The sequence below is a fragment of the Streptomyces naganishii JCM 4654 genome, assembly GCF_014650575.1.
GTDB lineage: Bacteria > Actinomycetota > Actinomycetes > Streptomycetales > Streptomycetaceae > Streptomyces > Streptomyces naganishii.
In genome coordinates this window covers 55,746-75,532 of sequence record NZ_BMVF01000015.1, presented here as the reverse complement: position 1 = coordinate 75,532, position 19,787 = coordinate 55,746, and the positions used below count along the sequence as shown (strand labels likewise).

At 72.5% G+C, this 19,787-nt stretch carries 17 protein-coding genes and 1 pseudogene; 10 read left to right on the top strand and 8 right to left on the bottom strand.

The window, feature by feature from the left end:
• Positions 1–52 precede the first annotated feature (52 nt).
• Entirely contained in the window at positions 53–940 is an 888-nt protein-coding gene (locus IE217_RS25045) for a hypothetical protein (RefSeq protein WP_190180204.1), read from the bottom strand.
• A gap of 125 nt (positions 941–1,065) precedes the next feature.
• Between IE217_RS25045 and IE217_RS25040 the strand changes: the two genes are divergently transcribed.
• From IE217_RS25040 to IE217_RS25030, 3 genes are all read left to right on the top strand, one after another.
• Positions 1,066–2,277, top strand: a complete 1,212-nt coding sequence (locus IE217_RS25040) for a pyridoxal phosphate-dependent aminotransferase (protein WP_190180203.1) — start codon at positions 1,066–1,068, stop codon at positions 2,275–2,277.
• 126 nt (positions 2,278–2,403) lie between these two features.
• A complete protein-coding gene (locus tag IE217_RS25035) occupies positions 2,404–2,832 on the top strand; it encodes an SCO4983 family protein (RefSeq protein WP_190180202.1) in 429 nt (142 codons plus the stop codon).
• Positions 2,833–2,963: 131 nt separating this feature from the next.
• Positions 2,964–3,557, top strand: coding sequence for a GNAT family N-acetyltransferase (locus IE217_RS25030; protein WP_190180201.1), 594 nt, complete (start codon positions 2,964–2,966; stop codon positions 3,555–3,557).
• A 10-nt stretch (positions 3,558–3,567) separates the two neighbouring features.
• On the opposite strand, the gene IE217_RS25025 is transcribed toward IE217_RS25030, so the two are convergent.
• Both IE217_RS25025 and IE217_RS25020 read right to left on the bottom strand, forming a co-directional pair.
• Positions 3,568–3,744, bottom strand: coding sequence for a hypothetical protein (locus IE217_RS25025; protein WP_190180200.1), 177 nt, complete (start codon positions 3,742–3,744; stop codon positions 3,568–3,570).
• Between the two features lie 253 nt (positions 3,745–3,997).
• Positions 3,998–5,821, bottom strand: coding sequence for a phosphoenolpyruvate carboxykinase (GTP) (locus IE217_RS25020; RefSeq protein ID WP_190180199.1), 1,824 nt, complete (start codon positions 5,819–5,821; stop codon positions 3,998–4,000).
• A gap of 289 nt (positions 5,822–6,110) precedes the next feature.
• On the opposite strand from IE217_RS25020, the gene trhA reads away from it, so the two are divergent.
• The 4 genes and pseudogenes from trhA (at position 6,111) to IE217_RS25000 (ending at position 9,938) form a co-directional block, all read left to right on the top strand.
• Positions 6,111–6,824: a PAQR family membrane homeostasis protein TrhA gene (trhA, locus tag IE217_RS25015; RefSeq protein ID WP_190180198.1), complete on the top strand. Its 714-nt coding sequence runs from the start codon at positions 6,111–6,113 to the stop codon at positions 6,822–6,824.
• A gap of 114 nt (positions 6,825–6,938) precedes the next feature.
• Positions 6,939–8,534 (top strand): annotated as a pseudogene (locus IE217_RS25010) (DHA2 family efflux MFS transporter permease subunit).
• Between the two features lie 5 nt (positions 8,535–8,539).
• Positions 8,540–9,172 carry a TetR/AcrR family transcriptional regulator gene (locus tag IE217_RS25005; protein ID WP_444545573.1) on the top strand — a complete coding sequence of 211 codons (633 nt, stop codon included), beginning with the start codon at positions 8,540–8,542 and terminating at the stop codon, positions 9,170–9,172.
• Between the two features lie 34 nt (positions 9,173–9,206).
• Positions 9,207–9,938 (top strand): Mut7-C RNAse domain-containing protein, encoded by a 732-nt coding sequence (locus IE217_RS25000; RefSeq protein ID WP_190180196.1) that lies wholly within the window; start codon positions 9,207–9,209, stop codon positions 9,936–9,938.
• Between the two features lie 18 nt (positions 9,939–9,956).
• On the opposite strand, the gene IE217_RS24995 is transcribed toward IE217_RS25000, so the two are convergent.
• Entirely contained in the window at positions 9,957–11,990 is a 2,034-nt protein-coding gene (locus IE217_RS24995) for a thioredoxin domain-containing protein (protein WP_190180195.1), read from the bottom strand.
• Between the two features lie 184 nt (positions 11,991–12,174).
• On the opposite strand from IE217_RS24995, the gene IE217_RS24990 reads away from it, so the two are divergent.
• Positions 12,175–15,375 carry a tetratricopeptide repeat protein gene (locus IE217_RS24990; RefSeq protein WP_190180194.1) on the top strand — a complete coding sequence of 1,067 codons (3,201 nt, stop codon included), beginning with the start codon at positions 12,175–12,177 and terminating at the stop codon, positions 15,373–15,375.
• 30 nt (positions 15,376–15,405) lie between these two features.
• Here IE217_RS24990 and IE217_RS24985 read toward each other — a convergent pair whose 3' ends face one another.
• Complete coding sequence (locus IE217_RS24985; RefSeq protein ID WP_190180193.1) at positions 15,406–15,642, bottom strand: hypothetical protein; 237 nt, start codon at positions 15,640–15,642, stop codon at positions 15,406–15,408.
• 14 nt (positions 15,643–15,656) lie between these two features.
• Positions 15,657–16,535, bottom strand: coding sequence for a mycothiol conjugate amidase Mca (gene mca, locus IE217_RS24980; protein WP_190180192.1), 879 nt, complete (start codon positions 16,533–16,535; stop codon positions 15,657–15,659).
• A 202-nt stretch (positions 16,536–16,737) separates the two neighbouring features.
• On the opposite strand from mca, the gene IE217_RS24975 reads away from it, so the two are divergent.
• Both IE217_RS24975 and greA read left to right on the top strand, forming a co-directional pair.
• Entirely contained in the window at positions 16,738–17,136 is a 399-nt protein-coding gene (locus IE217_RS24975; RefSeq protein WP_190180191.1) for a DUF4307 domain-containing protein, read from the top strand.
• A 175-nt stretch (positions 17,137–17,311) separates the two neighbouring features.
• Positions 17,312–17,812 (top strand): transcription elongation factor GreA, encoded by a 501-nt coding sequence (gene greA, locus IE217_RS24970; RefSeq protein WP_190180190.1) that lies wholly within the window; start codon positions 17,312–17,314, stop codon positions 17,810–17,812.
• Between the two features lie 80 nt (positions 17,813–17,892).
• On the opposite strand, the gene IE217_RS24965 is transcribed toward greA, so the two are convergent.
• A complete protein-coding gene (locus IE217_RS24965) occupies positions 17,893–18,693 on the bottom strand; it encodes an ABC transporter permease (RefSeq protein ID WP_190180189.1) in 801 nt (266 codons plus the stop codon).
• On the bottom strand, positions 18,690–19,709 hold the full coding sequence (locus IE217_RS24960; protein WP_190180188.1) for an ATP-binding cassette domain-containing protein: 1,020 nt from the start codon (positions 19,707–19,709) through the stop codon (positions 18,690–18,692). The genes IE217_RS24965 and IE217_RS24960 overlap by 4 nt, the downstream gene beginning before the upstream one ends.
• Positions 19,710–19,787 lie beyond the last annotated feature (78 nt).

Below are 19,787 nucleotides of genomic sequence, written 5' to 3'. Positions count from 1 at the left end.
TTGTCATGGGCATTGTGATGGCGCGAGGGGATCGCCACAAGAAGCCGTCAGGTCACCCTCGGGGACGCCAGTGACCGCCGCCCCTGCCGTGGCCACGGCCCGGGTACTGCGGGGTCGTGGTGGCGGCCGAAGGGGTCGGGGTGGGAGCGGCCGCGGGGGCGCTGGAGGTGGGGGCGGGCTGCGAGGGCGCGGCGCTCGTCCCCGCGGCGGACGCGGTGGGGCCCGCGCCGGGCGCGGTGGAGGAAGCGGGGCCGCCGGAGGCACGGGCGGTGCCGGGCACCGCGCTCGTCGCCGCCGGCCCGGAGGACCTCACCCCCGCGGTGGTGCCGTCGTCCGCCGGCGAGACGGCGTCATCGGCGCCGGCCGCCGGCCGGCCGGACTCCGCCCGCCCCGGCGACCCGCCCGACGAGGACCCCAGCGCCATCACCCCGGCGACCACCGCGGCCAGGGAGACCACCCCCGCGGCCCCGGCGGCGGCCACCGCCCGCCGGGAACGCCGCGCGGACGCCCGCTCCTTGCCGCGCCGCGCCCGCGCCCCGGGCCGCGGGCCGAGGTCGTACGCGGGGGCGTCCGTCCCGTACACGGCGGGAGGGAAGCGGTCCTCGGCGGCCTCCGGGTCCGTCCCGGCGGGGACCGTTCCGTCGCCGACCGCACCCGGCCCGTCTCCCGCGCCGGCCGGGCCGTACTCGGCGGCGCCGTTTCCGTACCCCACGCCCGCCGGACCCGCGGCGCCCGCGGCACCCGCCGGACCGGCGGCCTCGAGCGGGACGCGAGGCAACTCACGGGTCTCGTCGTAGGCGTTCTGCCAGCCGTGCGCCGTCGCCGGGTCGGCGTACTCGGCGTACTCCACGGGGGCGGGCCGCGGCTGGTACACGTTCGGCGGCATGGAGGACTCGCCGTCCGGGCGCGGCAGGCCGTGGAAGTCGGGAGGCATGGACATGGCCGAAAAGCATAGGGACTGCCGCCACCGCCCGGACAGCCGCCTGCCCGACCGCGCGACCCGCCGTGTCTCACGTGGCGGGAAACACGCGGCACCTGGCGTTACCGGGCCGTAAGCTCCCAGGCATGCAGGTGATCCAGTCGACGAAGCTCGCCAACGTCTGTTACGAGATCCGGGGCCCGGTGCTCGAGGAGGCGATGCGGCTCGAGGCGGCCGGTCACCGCATCCTCAAGCTGAACACCGGCAACCCCGCCGCGTTCGGCTTCGAGTGCCCGCCCGAGATCCTGGAGGACATCCTCCGCAACGTCTCGTCGGCCCACGGCTACGGTGACGCCAAGGGCCTGCTGGCCGCGCGCCGCGCGGTGGTGATGCACAACCAGACCCTCGGCATCGAGACCGACGTGGAGCACGTCTTCATCGGCAACGGCGTCTCCGAACTCATCGTGATGGCCATGCAGGGCCTGCTCGACGACGGCGACGAGGTCCTCGTGCCCGCGCCGGACTACCCGCTGTGGACCGCCGCCGTCTCCCTGTCCGGCGGCACCGCCGTGCACTACCGCTGCGACGAGCAGTCCGACTGGATGCCCGACCTCGCCGACGTGGAACGCAAGGTCACCGACCGCACCAAGGCGATCGTCATCATCAACCCCAACAACCCCACGGGCGCGGTCTACGACCCGGCCGTCATCAAGGGGATGACCGACATCGCCCGCCGGCACAACCTGCTGGTCTGCTCCGACGAGATCTACGACAAGATCCTCTACGACGACGCCACGCACACCCCGACCGCGGCCGTCGCCCCCGATCTGCTGACCCTGACCTTCAACGGGATGTCCAAGGCGTACCGGGTGGCCGGCTACCGCGTCGGCTGGATGTCGATCTCCGGCCCCCGCGCGCACGCCGACTCCTACATCGAGGGCCTGACGATCCTGGCCAACATGCGCCTGTGCGCCAACATGCCGGGCCAGCACGGCGTGGTCGCCGCGCTCAGCGGGCGGCAGACCATCAACGACCTGGTGCTGCCCGGCGGGCGGCTGAAGGAGCAGCTGGACGTCGCCTACGAGCTGCTGACGCAGATCCCGGGCGTGACCTGCGTACGCCCCCGGGGGGCGTTGTACCTCTTCCCGCGGCTCGACCCCAAGGTCTTCAAGATCAAGGACGATCGCCGGATGGTGCTCGACCTGCTGCGCCGCGAGAAGATCATGGTGGTGCAGGGCACCGGCTTCAACTGGCCCGAGCCGGACCACTTCCGTGTCGTCACCCTGCCCACCGTCGGGGACCTGCGCGACGCGGTGGGCCGCATCGGCAACTTCCTGGACGGTTACAGCCAGGCCTGAACCGCGGCCCGTCCGGACCCGTACGGCTCACCGAGAGTGCGCCTACGGACCGGTTCCGCGAACCGGCTCAACTTTAGACGAGTTCTAAGCTAGGATGCCTTCTGTCAGCGCACAGGAGGCCATCCCATGTACGAACCGATCCGCACCAAGTCGGTCCACACCACGATGGCCGGCACCACCACCCCCGACTTCCCCCACCGCTCCCGCGAGGAGGAGCTGGACATCCAGCTCGCGGGCCACCTCGCGGCGCTGCTCGCCGTCACCGACGAGCTGCGCGCGCTGGCCCCCTCCGCCGACCTGGACGCGGCGGCCGAACGGCTCGCCGGGCAGGTGGCCCGGCTGCGGGGAGGACGGGCTCCCGCCCGCTCGTCGGCGCCCGCCGTCACCGGGACGCCGGAGCTGCACCGGCGGGCGCACGCGCTCGCCGGGCGCGCTCTCGTCGTCGCCGCCTCCCGGGCGGACACGGCGGCGGCGATCCTCGCGGCCGAGCGGATGGACGCGCACGCGGCCGCCGCGCCCGAGGAGCGGCAGGAGCTGAGTGGCGCCGCCCATTAGCCCCTGATCCACCCCCGATCAGGGAGCGACCCCTAAAACGGCCCCGGTCCGCGTGCACCCGCAGCGACGCGCGGACCGGGCGCCATGGACCCCGCCGCCCGCGGCCCGGCCGTCCCGGCGAGGATGGAGCCGTGACCGACTCCACCGCCACGGTGCGCCCCGCGGCCCGCGCCGACCTCACCGCCGTCGCCGCCATATACCGGCACTACGTCCTGCACAGCGTCGCCACGTTCGACGAGGTGCCGCGCTCCCTGGAGGACTGGGAGCTGCGTCACGGCGAACTCACCGCGCGCGGGCTGCCGTTCCTCGTCGCCGAGGAGGCCGGGCAGGTGCTCGGGTTCGCGTACGCCGGGCCATGGCGGCCCAAGCCGGCGTACCGGCACACCGTGGAGGACACCGTGTACCTCGCCCCGGGGGCCACCGGGCGCGGGCTCGGCGGCGCGCTGCTGGGCGGGCTGATCGAGGGGTGCGAGCGGGCGGGGGCGCGGCGGATGATCGCGGTCGTCGCGCTGCCCGCCGAGGACGACTCCGGCTCCGGGCCCTCCGAGGAGCGCCCCGGCGCTTCGGCCCCGGGAGCCTCAGGTGCGGCCTCGCTCGCCCTGCACCGCCGCTTCGGCTTCGCGGACGCGGGACGGCTGACCGCCGTCGGATACAAGCACGGCCGCTGGCTCGACACGCTGCTGCTGGAACGGGCGCTGGCCGGCAACGGGACCTGCGCCCGCTGACCGGCGGCCGTCAGCCGAGCAGCACCACCACGACCACGAACACCACCACGACCAGCAGGACGATCAGCCATACGGGCCATGTGCCCCGGCTGTGCGGCTCATCCGGGCCGCCGCCGCGTGGGCGGTCCTCGGTCAGGTCCGTCCGGTCCGGGCGGTCCCGGGTGTAGAAGTCACCGTCTCCAGCCATGCCCTCATCACTCCTTCACCTGGAGGACCCCCGGGTACCCGGAGCCGGGCCGGCCACACCGAAGAGGCCGGGTGCGCACGCCGTTGTGCGCACCCGGCCTCCTGGGTTGACGCCGCGGCCGGCCGGAGCGACGTCGCAGGTCAGGGCAAGTCGCGGCCGGCCGCGGAGCTGGAGCGGGCCCGTCCGGGCCCGGGGCGGGTCAGGACGGGGCCCTGGGCGGGACGGGGCCCGGGGCGGGACGGGGCCCTGAGGGTCAGCCCAGGCGCTCGACGAGCGCGTGGTACTGGTCCCACAGCTCCTTGGGCGTGTGGTCGCCGAAGGTGTTGAGGTGCTCGGGGACCAGGGCGGCCTCCTCGCGCCACACGTCCTTGTCGACGGTGAGCAGGAAGTCCAGGTCGGACTCGGACAGGTCCAGTCCGTCGGTGTCCAGGGCCTCCCGGGTCGGCAGCACGCCGATCGGGGTCTCCACGCCCTCCGCCTTGCCGTCCAGGCGCTCGACGATCCACTTCAGCACGCGGCTGTTCTCGCCGAACCCGGGCCAGACGAACTTGCCCTCGTCGTTCTTGCGGAACCAGTTGACGTAGTAGATCTTCGGCAGCTTGGACTGGTCCTTGTCCTTGCCGACCTCGATCCAGTGACCCATGTAGTCGCCCATGTTGTAGCCGCAGAACGGCAGCATGGCGAAGGGGTCGCGGCGCAGCTCGCCGACCTTGCCCTCGGCGGCCGCGGTCTTCTCGGAGGCGACGTTGGCGCCCAGGAAGACGCCGTGGTTCCAGTCGAAGGACTCGGTCACCAGGGGCACCGCGCTGGCCCGGCGGCCGCCGAAGAGGATCGCCGAGATCGGCACGCCCTTCGGGCTCTCCCACTCCGGCGCGATGATCGGGCACTGCGAAGCGGGCGTGGTGAAGCGGGCGTTGGGGTGCGCGGCGGGCGTACCGGACTCGGGGGTCCAGGAGTTGCCCTTCCAGTCGGTCAGGTGGGCCGGGGTCTCCTGCGTCATGCCCTCCCACCAGACGTCGTTGTCGTCGGTGAGCGCGACGTTGGTGAAGACCGAGTTGCCCCACAGGGTCTTCATGGCGTTGGCGTTGGTGTGCTCGCCGGTGCCGGGGGCGACGCCGAAGAAGCCGGCCTCGGGGTTGATCGCGTACAGGCGGCCGTCCTCGCCGAACCGCATCCACGCGATGTCGTCGCCGATGGTCTCCACCGTCCAGCCGGAGATCGTCGGCTCCAGCATGGCGAGGTTGGTCTTGCCGCAGGCGCTCGGGAAGGCGGCGGCGACGTACTTGGACTCGCCGGTGGGCGGGGTGAGCTTGAGGATCAGCATGTGCTCGGCCAGCCAGCCCTCGTCGCGGGCCATGACGGAGGCGATGCGCAGGGCGTAGCACTTCTTGCCGAGCAGGGCGTTGCCGCCGTAGCCGGAGCCGTAGGACCAGATCTCGCGGTCCTCGGGGAAGTGCGAGATGTACTTGGTGGAGTTGCACGGCCAGGGCACGTCCTCCTGGCCCGGCTCCAGCGGGGCGCCGAGGGTGTGGACGGCCTTGACGAAGAAGCCGCTGTCGCCGAGCTCGTCCAGGACCGGCTGTCCCATGCGGGTCATGGTGCGCATGGAGACGGCGACGTAGGCGGAGTCGGTGATCTCCACGCCGATCGCGGACAGCGGGGAGCCGAGGGGGCCCATGCAGAACGGGACGACGTACATCGTGCGGCCCTTCATGGAGCCGCGGAACAGGCCTTTGTCACCGGAGAAGATCTCCCGCATCTCGGCGGGCGCCTTCCAGTTGTTGGTGGGGCCGGCGTCCTCCTCCTTCTCGGAGCAGATGAACGTCCGGTCCTCCACGCGGGCCACGTCCGAGGGGTCGGAGGCCGCGTAGTAGGAGTTGGGGCGCTTGATCGGGTCGAGCTTCTTGAAGGTGCCCTTCGCGACGAGCTCCTCGCACAGTCGCTCGTACTCGGCCTCGGATCCGTCACACCAGACCACGTTGTCCGGCTGCGTCAGTTCGGCGATCTCGTTCACCCACGAGATCAGGTCCTGATGGTTGGTGGGGATGACGGGGGGAGCCGCGATGTCGCGCGCCACGATTGCTCCTAAATGAGGGGTTTCTTGTCTTGTCGCCCCGTGGGGGCTGCGACCCGGATGCTTCGTAGCCGCTCATCCGGTGCCGACCGCACTCATTTGATCATCCGACTCCTGTGCGCATCTGTCCAGAGGGCCGCACAGGTGAGCAGCGTGAGGAATCCCACGGTTTCCGTGATTCTTTGCGTCCACGTTGAGTTCGACTGAAGGACTTTTTGCGTTCGGCCGCGTCGGCAACGATCATCGGGAGGTACTCACAGCCGACTTACGGACGCGTAGGTACCATGCGGCCATGACTGCGTCCGCCTCCGACGCGCCCTTGGACACGCCGGCCGCCGGCCGCGGTCCGGAGGCGCTCTCCCTGCCGCACCCCATCAAGCCGAAGCTGCGCGGCTGGCTGCACCTCGGAATGTTCCCGGCCGTGCTCGTCGCGGGTCTGGTGCTCACCGCGCTCGCCGACTCCACCCGCGGGCGGGTCGCCTGCGGGATCTACGTCCTCACCGCCTGCCTGCTGTTCGGCGTCAGCGCGCTGTACCACCGCGGGAACTGGGGCCCGCGGGCCGGCGGACTGCTGCGCAGGCTCGACCACGCGAACATCTTCCTGATCATCGCGGGCACCTACACCCCGCTCACCCTGCTGCTCCTGCCCGGCGCGAAGGGCCAGTGGCTCCTGTGGGGCATCTGGGCCGCCGCGGCCGCGGGCATCGTCTTCCGGGTCTTCTGGGTCGGCGCGCCCCGCTGGCTCTACACCCCCTGCTACATCGCGATGGGCTGGGCGGCCGTCTTCTTCCTGCCGGACTTCATGCACGCCGGCGGCATCGCGGTGCTGGTCCTGGTGGTCGTCGGCGGCCTGCTCTACAGCGCGGGCGGCGTCGTCTACGGCATCAAGCGACCCAACCCCTCCCCGCGCTGGTTCGGCTTCCACGAGGTCTTCCACTCCTTGACGCTGGCGGCCTTCGTCGTGCACTACGTCGGCATCTCCCTGGTGGCATACCAGCACGCGTAACGCCCCCCGACCGCCTCCCGGTGGCCACGGCTCGCACGAGCCGTGGCCATTTTTCATGTGCCGGTAGTCCATAGTGATTGACAGTCTCTAGATTTTGAGAGCTACTTTCATTTCATGGTTACTCTCACTGAGCTCCAGGACACCCGGCGCGACCCCCGCCGCTGGTGGGCCCTCGGCGCCCTGGTCGCGAGCATGCTCACGCTCGGCTTCGACATGACGATCCTCAACGTGGCGCTGCCGACCATGGCCGGCGAACTGGGCGCCACCACCGGCCAGCAGCTGGGGGTCCCCCCAGGCGTTTAGCACGGGGGGAGGATGGCGGACGCGTACGTGGTCGTCTTCGCCGCGCTGATGCTGCCCGCCGGACTGCTCGGCGACCGGTTCGGACGGCGGCGGGTGCTGATGGCCGGACTCGCGGTCTTCCTCGCCGGTTCGCTTGCCGGCGCGCTGGCCGGGGACGTGAACTGGGTGATCGCGGCCCGCGCGTTCATGGGCGTCGGCGGGGCCCTGGTCACCCCGCTCGCGCTGTCCGTGCTGGCCTCGCTCTTCGGACCCGAGGAGCGCACCAAGGCCGTCGGCGTCATCTCGGCCGCCTCCGCGCTCGGCCTGCCGCTCGGCCCGATCATCGGCGGCTGGCTGCTGGACCACTTCTGGTGGGGCTCGGTCTTCCTCGTCAACGTGCCGATGGCCGCGCTCGGCATCGCCGCCTGCGCCTTCCTGCTCCCGGAGACCAGGGACCCCGCCTCCCCCAGGGTCGACGCCCTGTCCACGGCGCTCACCGCGACCGGCCTCGGCGCCCTCGTCTACGCGATCATCGAGGCGCCCGGCCGCGGCTGGGGCGACGGCCTGGTGGTGGCCATGTGCGGCGCGGCCGCGGTGCTGCTCACCGTGCTGGTGCTGCGCGAGCGGCGGGCCGTGCGCCCGATGCTCGACATGACGCTGCTGGCCCGGCGCGGCTTCCTGTTCAACACGCTCGCCGCGACCCTGGTGATGTTCGTCCTGTCCGGGCTGCTGTTCGTGCTGCCCCCGTACCTCCAGGCCGTCCTCGGCCAGGACGCCTTCGGCACCGGTCTGCGGCTGCTGCCGATGACGGGCGGCCTGATGCTCGCCACGCGGGGCGCCCAGCCGGTCGTCGCGCGGTTCGGCTCCCGCGCGGTGGTGAGCGCGGGCCTGGTGGTGCCGGCCTTCGCCGCGCTGCTCGGCAGCCGTACGACGGTCCACTCCGGCTACGGCTTCACCGCGCTGTGGCTCTCCGTCGCCGGCGTCGGCTTCGGGTTCGCCGTGGTGCCCGCCATGGACGCCGCTCGCGGCACCCTGCCCCGCGACCGGGCCGGCAGCGGCTCGGGGCTGCTCATGACGCTGCGCCAGGTCGGCGCGGCCATCGGCATCGCCCTGCTCGGCAGCCTGCTCGCGGGCGTCTTCCGCGACCGGCTCGACGTCACGGGGCTGCCCCCGCGGGCCGCCGGCACCGCCGGGGACTCCGTGGTCGCCGCCCATCTGGTCGGCGAGCGGCTGGGCTCGGCCCGTCTGGTGGCCTCCGCGGACAGCGCCTACGTCCACGGCATGGGCGTGGTCCTCGTCGTCTGCGGTGCCGCCGCGCTGGTCTCCGCGCTGCTGGCGGCGGCCTTCCTGCCGAAGGGAGAGCCCGCGCCCGCCGGGGAGGTGCCCGTCCCCGGCATGGCTGCCCCGGCCGCCGATGCCCGACAATGAACGCCATGACGGCCGCACGTTCCCATTTCTCCCCCGCCGACCGCCCCCAGCTGGGACTTCGTGAGCGCAAGAAGATCAAGACCCGCGAGGCGATCCGCGAGGCGACCTACGCGCTGATCAAGGAGCAGGGGTACGACGCCACGACGATCGAGCAGATCGCCGACCGGGCCGAGGTGTCGCCGTCGACCGTCTTCCGGTACTTCCCGACCAAGGAGGACATCGTCCTCACGGACGAGTACGACCCGCTGATGCTGGAGGAGCTGCGCGCGCGGCCCGCGGGCGAGCCGTGGATCGACTCGGTGCGGCACGTGATCCACATGGCCCTGGACCTGCTGACGGAGGAGGACCCCGAGACGGTCCGGACGCGGGCGCAGCTCGCGGTCCAGGTGCCGGCCGTCCGCTCCCGCATGGCGGAGAGCATGTCGGAGAACGGGCGGATGCTGCGCGAGGCCATCGCCGAGCGCTCGGGCCTCGCCCCGGACAGCCTGGAGGCGCGCGTCCACGCGATGTCCCTCACCGGCGGTCTGCTGGAGGCCTACCTGCACTGGGCGGAGAACGGCTTCCAGGACGACCTGCGCGGCCTCGTGGACCGCGCCCTGGACGTCCTGGAGCACGGCCTTCCCGCCGCGAAACCCTGAGCCGTCCCCGTCCCTTCCGTGACATCCTGACCGGGTGAACGGTCCCGAGATCCACGTCGAGTTCGCCCCCGGCCTGCGCCTTTTCGTCCCGCACTCCCGGCGCTCGGGCGCCACCGCGGTCGCCACCGACGGCGTCTCGACCCTCGGCCACGTCGTGGAGTCCCTCGGCGTGCCGCTCACCGAGGCCGGCGCCCTGCTCGTCGACGGCCACGAGGTGCCCGTCTCCCACGTCCCGAGCGCCGGGGAGCGGGTCGAGGTGCGGGCGGTGGAGCGCCCCCAGCGGGTGCCCGGCGCTCCGCTGCGCTTCCTGCTCGACGTGCACCTGGGCACCCTCGCCCGCCGCCTGCGCCTGCTGGGCGTCGACGCGGCCTACGAGTCCACGGACATCGGCGACCCGGCGCTGGCCGCGCGCTCCGCCGCCGAGAAGCGGGTCATGCTCAGCCGCGACCGGGGCCTGCTGCGCCGCCGCGAACTGTGGGCCGGCGCCTACGTCTACAGCACCCGCCCCGACGAGCAACTGCACGACGTCCTCGACCGGTTCCGGCCCGCGCTCGACCCCTGGACCCGCTGCACCGCCTGCAACGGCCTGCTGCGGGAGGCCACCAAGGACGAGGTGGCCGACCAGCTCGAACACGGCACGCACCGCACCTACGACGTCTTCGCCCGGTGCGCCGACTGCGGCCGCGCCTACTGGAAGGGCGCCCACCACGACCAACTGGAGGCGATCGTGGAGCGCGCCCTGGCCGGATACGCCGACCGCGGCTGACCTGCGGACGGGGCCCCTTCAGCCGCCGAGGGCGGCGCGCAGCCGGTCCGGGTCGGTGGTCGGGGCGTCGCAGGCGAAGTTGCGGCAGACGTAGGCGGTGGGTTCGCCGCCGACGAGCGGACGGCCCTCGAGCAGCGGGAACTCCTCGCCGCCCGCCGCCCCGAAGGCGACCACGGCTCCCGGCGCGGTGCCCAGAAGTGCCGTGTGGTGCAGGGCCTTCGCGGCCTCGTCGTCCGGGGAGGCGCCCACCACGGCGACCTCGCGCGGCCCGTCGAGTGCGGCCTCGGCGACGGCGAGTCCCCAGCCGATGAAGCGCGGCACGCGCGGACCGAGCGCCCGGACCACGCCCAGCGCCTTCTCGGCGGCGGTGCGGTGCTCCGCGGAGCCCGTGTGGGCGGCGTAGGAGAGCAGCGCGCCCGCGGCGGCCGACCAGCCGGAGGGGGTGGCGTTGTCGGTGGGGTCCTGGGGGCGGCGGATCAGCTTCTCGGCGTCCACCGCGGTGTCGTAGAGCGTGCCGGAGGCCGGGTCGGTGAACCGGGTCAGGACGTGGCCGAGGAGCAGTCCCGCGAAGTCGAGCCAGACGCCCTCGCCGGTGACGGACGCCAGCGCGAGGAAGCCCTCGGCGACGTCGGCGTAGTCCTCCAGAACCCCGGCGTTCGCCCCGGCGCGGCCGTCCCTGCTGGTGCGGGACAGCCCGGCGTGCTCGTCCATGTGCAGCCGTACGAGCAGGTCGGCGGCGCCGGCCGCGGCGTCCACCAGGTCCGGGCGGCCGAAGTAGGCGCCGGTCTCGGCCAGTGCGGCGATCGCCAGCCCGTTCCAGGCCGCGACCACCTTGTCGTCCCGGCCGGGTGCGGGGCGGGCGGACCGGGCGCGCAGCAGCCGGGACCTGACCGACGCCACCTGCTCCGCGTCGAACACACTGTCCTGCTGAGGCAGTTGCAGCACCGAAGCGCCCTGCTCGAAGGTGCCCTCCTCGGTCACCTTGAAGCAGCGGGCGGCGAGTTCGGCGTCCCGCTCGCCGAGGACCTCCGTCAGCTGCTCCGGCGTCCACACGTAGTACGCGCCCTCGACGTGCCGGCCGGTGCCGTCGTCACTGTCGGCGTCCAGCGCCGAGGCGAAACCGCCCTCTTTTGTGCGCAGTTCGCGCACCATGAAGTCGGCCGTCTCCAGCGCGACCCGCCGGGCCAGTTCGGAGCCGGTGGCCCGCCACAGATGGGCGTAGACCCGGCACAGCAGCGCGTTGTCGTAGAGCATCTTCTCGAAGTGCGGCACCACCCAGTCGCGGTCGACGGAGTAGCGGGCGAAGCCGCCGCCGAGCTGGTCGTAGATGCCGCCGCGGGCCATCCGCTCGCAGGTGTCCCGCGCCATCTGGAGGGCGCCCTCGGAGCCGGTGCGCGCGTGGTGCCGCAGCAGGAACTCGATCGCCATGGCCGGGGGGAACTTGGGCGCCGTGCCGAACCCGCCGCGCTGCGCGTCGTACTCCCGGGTCAGCCCGAGCAGCGCCTGCGCCAGCTCCTCCTCGCCGGGGACCTCGGTGCCGCCGTAGCCGATCTCCCGGTGGGCGAGGTCGCGCACGATCTTCCCGGCGACGTCGGTGACCTCCTCGCGCCGCGTGTCCCACGCCTGCCGCACCCCCTCCAGGACCTGCCGGAAGGACGGCATGCCGTGGCGGGGCGCGGGCGGGAAGTACGTACCGAAGTAGAACGGCTCGGCGTCCGCCGTCAGGAACACGGTCATCGGCCAGCCGCCCTGACCGGTGGCCGCCTGCACGGCCTCCATGTAGACCGCGTCCACGTCGGGACGCTCCTCGCGGTCCACCTTGACGCTCACGAAGTGCTCGTTGAGGTACCGGGCCGTCGCCTCGTCCTCGAAGGACTCGTGCGCCATGACGTGGCACCAGTGGCAGCTGCTGTACCCGACGCTCAGCAGCACCGGCACGTCCCGCCGCCGCGCCTCGGCGAAGGCCTCGTCCGACCAGGGCCACCAGTCGACCGGGTTGTCGGCGTGCTGGAGCAGGTACGGGGACGTCTCGTGAGCCAGTCGGTTCGGCATACCCCCATCCTGCCTCACCCGCTCCGGCCGGGCACGGAACGTCACCACAGGCCCGCCTCGCCGGCTCGCCGGGAGGCCCGCGCGCCCCCGGCGCGCGCGGACGTTGATCGTCGCCCCCTCGCGCTCGGGGCCCCGGCGAAGGACACTCGTAGGCAACGGAGTTGGCGTCAGAGGGGGACGGAACATGCGGGACGCGCATCGGGCGGAAGCCGAGCGGTTGCTGGCCCGGGCCGTGGAGGAGGAGGTGCGGCGCTCCGGCGGACGGGTGGACGGCGCCGTGCTGCTGTCCCGGGCGCGTGGCGCGCTGGACACCCTGGCCGCACCGGCGGCGGAGGAGTACGAGGCGTACACGCGCGCCCTGGACGAGGCGTCCGCCGGACAGCTCACCTTCGCCCAGCGCTACGCCCGTGAGGGCGCCGGAACTCCCCTGCTGGTCGCGGCCGTTGCGGCACTGACCGCGGTGGTGGCCGACATCGCTCTCGGCACGGGCACGGGAACGGCCGTCGGGGCAGGCGTCACCGTGGGCGCGGTGGGCGCCGCCACGACCGTGGCGAAGGTGACGGCGGCGCATCTGCCCGCGGCCCACCACCGCGCGGGCGCGGCCGGCCAGCCGGGCGGTACGGAACAGCTGCGGCTGCAGTGGCTCACCGCGCTGGAGGTGCGGGGCATCCGCCCCTTCCTGGACCAGCAGCGGGTGCTCAGCGCGTCCACCGGGCCGAAGAAGGCGGCCCCCCGGCTGCGCGGCACGGACAAGAGCGCGGCGGCCCGCAGACGCAGCGTGCTGGAGCAGTCGTTCGGGCAACTGCCCGAGGCCGTCGGGGTGTTCGCGGGGCGACGGCAGGAGATGGCGCGGATCCGGCAGTGGGTGCAGGCGGCCCGCGCCAGCACCCAGACCCGGCCCACCGTGGTCGTGCTGCACGGGCCGCCCGGCTCCGGCCGCAGCACCCTCGCGGTGCGGGCGGCCCACGATCTGAAGGACCAGTTCCGGGGCGCGGTCGTGGTCGACCTGCGCGGCGACAGCCCCGAGGAGCCGCCGCTGCCCACCCGGGACGCCCTGCTGCACCTGCTGAACCGGCTCGGCGCCCCCCGCGAGCAGCTGCTGTTCCGTGAGCGCTCCTCCCCCGACCAGCAGCTCAAACGGCTCGGCGAGCTGTACCACCAGCACCTGACCGGGCTGCCGGTGACGATCGTGCTCGACGACGCCTCGGACCCCGAGCAGGTACGGGCCCTGGTGCCCGAGCGGTCCGACAGCCTCGTGCTGGTCACCTCCCGCAAGCCGCTCGAACTGCCCGCCGACCTGCCGGCCTGGGTGTACCAGCTGCCCGTGGAGGCGCTGGACACGGCGGGCGCCGAGGAGCTGCTGGGCGCGGCCGCCCAGGACGCCTCCGGTCCGTACGACGCCGACTCCGCCGAGCGGATCGGCGAACTGTGCGGGGGCCTGCCGCTGGCGCTGCGCATCGCGGGCTCCGCGCTCGGCCCGCGCTCACCGCGCGCCCTGGCCGCCGACCTGGGGGCGTACGGCCCGGTGGAGCCGGTCGAACGCGTGCTGTGGCTGCGCTACACCGACCAGTCCGAGCCGGCCCGGCGGCTGCTGCGGCGGCTGGCGCTGGCCGGACGCGCCTCGCTGGGCACCGCCGCCGCGGCCGCGCTGCTGGCCACCGACGAGGCGGAGGCCGGCCGCCACCTGGACGCGCTCGCCCGGGCCGGCCTGATCGACCACGTGCGCGGCAGCCGCTACCGGATGCACGACCTGGTGCGCGCCTTCGCGGCCGCCCGCCTGCTCGACGAGGAGGACCCGGCCGAGCGGACGGCCGCCCAGGAGCGGCTGATCGTCAACTACGCCGAGCTGGCCGACTCCGTGCTGCGGCTCGTCGACGGCAACAACTCCACCCGCTCCGACCGCTTCAGCCCGCACGGCTTCACCTCCCTGGACGAGGCGCTGCGCTGGCTGGACGACGAGTCCAGCTTCATCACCGCCGCCCTGCGGCACTCGGAGGGCGTCGACCAGGCGGCCGTGCTGAACCTGCTGGGCGCGCTGTGCGACTACTGCCTGCTGCGCGGCGACCTGTACCGGCTCGGCGAGATCAGCGAGCTCACCCAGGCCGTGGACCAGGGCCTGCTGGTGCGGTCGGTGCAGTGGCGCACCGGCATCGCGGCCCGGCAGCTGGGCGAGCTGGACAAGGCGCGCGCCACCCTGACGTCGGTGGTCGACCTCTACCGCGAGGCCCACCACGACGCGGGCGCGGCGCGCGCCCTGAACTCGCTCGGCATCACCCTCCACCACCAGGGCAACCTCGCCGAGGCGGCGGCCCGGCTGAGGGAGGCGCTCCAGCTCCAGTCGGTGCCCGAGCTGGAGACCGACCGCGCCTGGACGATGCACGCGCTCGCGGCCGTCGAGCGGGACCGGGGGCGGCTGGCGGAGGCGCTGGAACTGCTGACGGGCTCCCTGGTGCTGCACCGGCGGGGCGACTCGGTGCACGGCGAGGCGTGGGCCCACTTCCAGCTGGGCCAGCTCGCGCTGCGGCTCGGGGACGTGGAGGGCGCGGAGGCGGACCTGCGCCAGGCCCTGGAGCGCTACGGCCGTACCCGCGACGCCCGCGGCGAGGCGTGGGCGCTGACCCAGCTGGCCCGGGCCCGGCTGGTGGCGGGCGAGGCGGCGGAGGCGGTGGAGGCGCTGCGCGGGGCGTTCGCGCGGCACCGGGACAACGAGGACGCACGCGGCGAGGCGTGGACGCTGTACTACCTCGGGCAGGCGCTGGAGGAGACCGGCGGCCTCGACCAGGCGGTGCGCGAGCTGGAGCGCGCGCGCACGCTGTTCTCCCGGATGCGGGACGTCTACGGCCTGGCCTGCGCCCGCCACCACTCGGCCCGCGCGACCCGCGACCAGCGGGCGGCGCAGACCGGCTCGCTGAGGAACTCCGGTTTCGCCCGCCAACTCCTGGTGGACGCCCGCGCGGACTTCCAGCGCATCGGGGTCGCCCACGGCGAGGCCTGGACGTGCCTGGAGCTGGCCGTGGTGGACGCGGGCAACGCCCGCACCCAGCAGGCGCTCGCCCTGTGCGACGAGGCGCTGACCCTGTTCGCCTCCTACGGCGACCTCCGCGGCGAGGACTGGGCGCGCTTCCTGCGCTGCACCCTCCTGCCGTACGCGGCCCCCGGGGGCGTGGAGGTCGGCACGGCGGTGGCGCAGGAGGAACTCGCCGCGCTCTCCCGCGCGGGCCACCCGCTGCGCGACGGCAAGCTCGACGACTACGTCGAGGCCTACCAGCTGCTGCTCGAACGCGGTGTCCAGTTGGAGGCGGGCTGGCAGGCCTGGCGCCTGGGCATGGTCCCCGACCGCCACGCGCGGGAGGTCATGGGTGTGCCGGTGCCGGCCCGGCCGTGAACGGCCGGGCCGGCCGGGGTGGGCCCGAGGTCAGCCGTGGTGGGGCTTGGGGTCGGCTGCGGGGGCGCCGGACTCCGCCTTGGAGTCCGGGGCCTCCTTGAAGTCGACCTTGCCCATGTGCCGGCTCATGGACTTCATCAGACCCCACACCGCCACGGCCATCACCGCGAAGACGATGAAGCCGAGGACGCCGGGGGTGACCTTGTTCTGGTCGACCTCGGCGAGGGGGACCAGATGCGTCACTGCGAGGCTCGCGCTTGCGCTCATGCCAGCATTGTCCCTCAGACCTGCCGGACGCCCGCAAAGAGGTCGTCCTCCGGCAGCGAGGTGCCGACGAGGGACTTCGCGAGCTCGTACTCCTCGGTCGGCCAGACCTCCTTCTGGATCTCCATCGGCACCCGGAACCAGCCGCCGTCGGGGTCGATCTGCGTGGCGTGGGCGATCAGCGCCTTGTCACGGACCTCGAAGAAGTCCGCGCACGGCACGTGCGTGGTGAGGGTGCGTTCCTCGCGGCCGGAGTTCTCCCAGCGCTTGAGCCACTCCCCGTAGGGCGACTCGAGGCCGCGGTCGAGCAGGGCCTTGTGCAGCGCCTCGGTGCGCAGCCGGTTGAAGCCCTGGTTGTAGTACAGCTTGAGCGGCTGGTGGACCGGGCCGTACTCGCCCTCCGGGTACTTCTCGGCGTCGGCCGCGCCCTCGAAGGCCACCATCGAGATCTTGTGGGTCATGATGTGGTCGGGGTGCGGATAGCCGCCGTTCTCGTCGTAGGTGGTGATCACCTGGGGACGGAAGGAGCGGATCTTGCGCACCAGTTCACCGGCCGCCTTGTCCACGTCCTCCAGGGCGAAGCAGCCCTCGGGCAGCGGCGGCAGCGGATCGCCCTCGGGCAGGCCGGAGTCGACGAAGCCGAGCCACTCCTGCTTGACGCCGAGGATCTCCCGGGCCTCGTCCATCTCCTTCTTGCGGACCTCGTGAATGTGCTCCTCGACGTACTTGTCGCCCTGGAGCTTGGGGTTGAGGATGGAGCCGCGCTCTCCGCCCGTGCAGGTCACCACCAGCACGTCCACCCCCTCGGACACGTACTTCGCCATGGTGGCCGCACCCTTGCTCGACTCGTCGTCGGGATGCGCGTGCACGGCCATCAGTCGCAACTGGTCAGTCAAGGCTCAATCCTCATTGGTCAAGTCGGTGCCCGGCGTCCCGGGCAGTCACCGTGTGCCGTACCGCGGGGACGTCGCTGCGGGGTGGCGGCCGGTCTGCGGGCGGGGCCTTCTATAGTGACCGAATCGGGGGACGAATAATTCCGGGGCCCGCCCTGGGAGCCCCCCGCGGGACCGCCGTCCCGCTCCTGCCGAGAGGACGATCATGAGTACGGCGAGCACCCGGCTCCCCGAGGGCCGCTACGGCCGCTCCGCGGACGAGCGCGCCGACCGCAAGCTCAGGGTCGCGGGCGGTGTCCTGGGCGCCGTGCTCCTCGCCCTGGTCGGCTACTTCGCCTACCACTACGTCGGCCAGAACGAGATCAGCGGGCAGGTCATCGCATTCCAGGCCGCCGACGACTCCGTGCAGGTCCATCTGGAGGTCCGCAAGGACGCCGGGGTCCGCGGCTACTGCACCCTGCGCTCGCAGGCGGCCAACGGCGACGAGGTGGGCCGGGCCGACTTCCGCTTCGACCAGCACGCCACGCGTATCGACAAGGTGGTCACGCTGCGTACGACGTCCCGGGGCACGACGGCCGAGCTGCTCGGCTGCCACGCCGGGTGAGGGCCCACTTCGCCCGGAATACGTAGGCCCTGACCTGCGTTGACGCCAAAGTGACGGCTTATGTCCTCCCCCTTTGGGCCCTGAATTGTTAGGCTCGTGGTTTCGCCCTTCCAAGAGGGACCATTCTTCTGGGTAGGGCGATGCTTTGTATTCCCAGTACCGACGAGGAGCACCTGTGACCCAGACCAGCGAGAACGTCACCTGGCTGACCCAGGAGGCGTACAACAAGCTCAAGGACGAGCTTGAGTACCTTACTGGTCCTGCGCGCACGGAGATCGCCGCCAAGATCGCGGCCGCGCGCGAGGAGGGCGACCTGCGGGAGAACGGCGGGTACCACGCGGCCAAGGAGGAGCAGGGCAAGCAGGAGCTCCGTGTGCGCCAGCTGACCCAGCTCCTGGAGAACGCCCAGGTGGGCGAGGCTCCGACCTCCGCGGACGGCACCGTGGCCCCCGGCATGGTCGTGACGATCGCCTTCGACGGTGACGAGGACGACACGCTGAGCTTCCTTCTGGCTTCGCGTGAGTACGCGAGCGCCGACATCGAGACCTACTCGCCGCAGTCCCCCCTGGGCTCCGGCGTGATGGGCCACAAGGTCGGCGAGGACGCGGAGTACGAACTCCCGAACGGCAAGAAGGCCTCGGTCAAGATCCTCAAGGCCGAGCCCTACTCGGGCTGACCCGGCCCCGTTCGACGAACGAGCCCCCGGCGCCCTCGAGCACCGGGGGCTTCTTCATGCCGTTCCGCCCGCCCTCACGCTCACGCGGTGGCCGAGCGGTACTTGCGGACCGCCAGGGTGCGGAAGACCGCGATGATCAGGACCGACCAGATCAGCGACGCCCACACCGGGTGCTGCATGGGCCAGGCGTCGGGGGTCTTGAAGCCCGGGGGGAGGTTGCCGAACAGCTCGCGACAGGCCTGGACGGTGGCGCTGAACGGGTTCCACTCCGCTATGTGACGGAGGAAGGCGGGCATCTGGTTGGCGTCCACGAACGCGTTCGAGATGAAGGTCAGCGGGAAGAGCCAGATCAGACCGCCCGAGGTCGCCGCTTCCGGCGTGCGCACGGAGAGGCCGATCAGCGCGCCGATCCACGAGAACGCGTACCCGAGCAGCAGGAGCACGGCGAACCCGGCGAGGACCTTGGCGAAGTTCTCGTGCGTGCGCCAGCCGACGATCAGGGCGACGACCGCGAGGACGACGAGGGTGAGCGTCGTCTGCACCAGGTCGGCCATGGTGCGGCCGGTCAGCACCGCACCGCGCGCCATGGGCAGCGAGCGGAACCGGTCGATGAGGCCCTTGTGCATGTCGTCGGCTATGCCCGCGCCCGCGCCCGCCGTGGCGAACGTGACCGTCTGGGCGAAGATGCCGGCCATCAGGAACTCGCGGTAGTCCTGGGTGGAGCTGGACGAGCCGACCTGGATCGAGCCGCCGAACACGTAGGTGAACAGCACCACGAACATGATGGGCTGGATCAGCCCGAAGATGATCATCTCGGGGATGCGGCCCATGCGGATCAGGTTCCGCTGGGCGATGACCAGGGAATCGCTCACGGCACTCACTTGACGGTCTCCTTCTTGGGCCTGCGGTCCTTGGGGCCGGCGTCGCCCTCGCCGTCCGCTCCGGTCTGCTCCTCGGTCTCGGCCGCGTGACCCGTCAGGGACAGGAACACGTCGTCGAGGGTCGGGCGGCGCAGTCCGATGTCGTCGATCTCGATGCCGCGGGAGTCCAGCTCACGGATGACCTCGGCCAGCAGCTTGGCGCCGCCGGTGACGGGCACGGTGAGCTTGCGGGTGTGGTCCTCGACCGTGGTCTCGCCCTTGCCGAAGCCGCGCAGCACCTGGGAGGCGGTGGCGATGTGGCCGCGCTCGTGCACGACGACCTCGACGCGCTCGCCGCCGGTGCGGGCCTTGAGCTGGTCGGAGGTGCCGCGGGCGATGACACGGCCGTGGTCGACCACCGCTATCTCGTGCGCGAGATGGTCGGCCTCCTCCAGATACTGCGTGGTCAGCAGCAGCGTCGTACCACCGGAGACGAGCTGCTTGATGACCTCCCACAGCTGCTGGCGGTTGCGGGGGTCGAGCCCGGTCGTCGGCTCGTCCATGAACATCACCGGCGGCGAGACGACGAGCGCCGCCGCCAGGTCGAGCCGGCGGCGCATGCCTCCGGAGTAGGTCTTGGCGGGGCGGTCGGCGGCGTCCGCGAGGTGGAACTGCTCCAGCAGCTCCGCGGCCCTGGCCTTCGCGGCCCTGCCCGGCATCTGGTACAGCCGGCCGACCATCTGGAGGTTCTCGCGTCCGGTCAGGTACTCGTCGACCGCGGCGAACTGGCCGGACAGGCCGATCGAGCGCCGGACCTGGTCGGGCTGCCTGAGCACGTCGACGCCGGCGACCACGGCCTTGCCGGAGTCGGGTCGCAGCAGGGTGGTCAGACAGCGGACGGCGGTGGTCTTGCCCGCGCCGTTCGGCCCGAGCAGGCCCAGCACGGTGCCCTCGGGGACATCGAGGTCGACGCCGTCCAGAGCCCTTACGTCACCGAAGGTCTTCACCAGGCCTTCGGCATAGATGGCGCCTGGCATGTGAGTCTCCACGTCGTCGGGGATTGTCGGAAAAGCCTAGGTATGCAGGCGCTGTTCCGCCTGCGAATTTCGCCTGCG

Coding starts and splice junctions, on each gene's coding strand:
- IE217_RS25035 (WP_190180202.1), top strand. CDS start 2,404: ATGTACGAACCGATCCGCACCAAGTCGGTCCACACCACGATGGCCGGC.
- IE217_RS24990 (WP_190180194.1), top strand. CDS start 12,175: ATGCGGGACGCGCATCGGGCGGAAGCCGAGCGGTTGCTGGCCCGGGCC.
- trhA (WP_190180198.1), top strand. CDS start 6,111: ATGACTGCGTCCGCCTCCGACGCGCCCTTGGACACGCCGGCCGCCGGC.
- IE217_RS25045 (WP_190180204.1), bottom strand. CDS start 940: ATGTCCATGCCTCCCGACTTCCACGGCCTGCCGCGCCCGGACGGCGAG.
- IE217_RS24960 (WP_190180188.1), bottom strand. CDS start 19,709: ATGCCAGGCGCCATCTATGCCGAAGGCCTGGTGAAGACCTTCGGTGAC.
- IE217_RS25005 (WP_444545573.1), top strand. CDS start 8,540: ATGACGGCCGCACGTTCCCATTTCTCCCCCGCCGACCGCCCCCAGCTG.
- IE217_RS25040 (WP_190180203.1), top strand. CDS start 1,066: ATGCAGGTGATCCAGTCGACGAAGCTCGCCAACGTCTGTTACGAGATC.
- IE217_RS24975 (WP_190180191.1), top strand. CDS start 16,738: ATGAGTACGGCGAGCACCCGGCTCCCCGAGGGCCGCTACGGCCGCTCC.
- IE217_RS24995 (WP_190180195.1), bottom strand. CDS start 11,990: ATGCCGAACCGACTGGCTCACGAGACGTCCCCGTACCTGCTCCAGCAC.
- IE217_RS25025 (WP_190180200.1), bottom strand. CDS start 3,744: ATGGCTGGAGACGGTGACTTCTACACCCGGGACCGCCCGGACCGGACG.
- IE217_RS24985 (WP_190180193.1), bottom strand. CDS start 15,642: ATGAGCGCAAGCGCGAGCCTCGCAGTGACGCATCTGGTCCCCCTCGCC.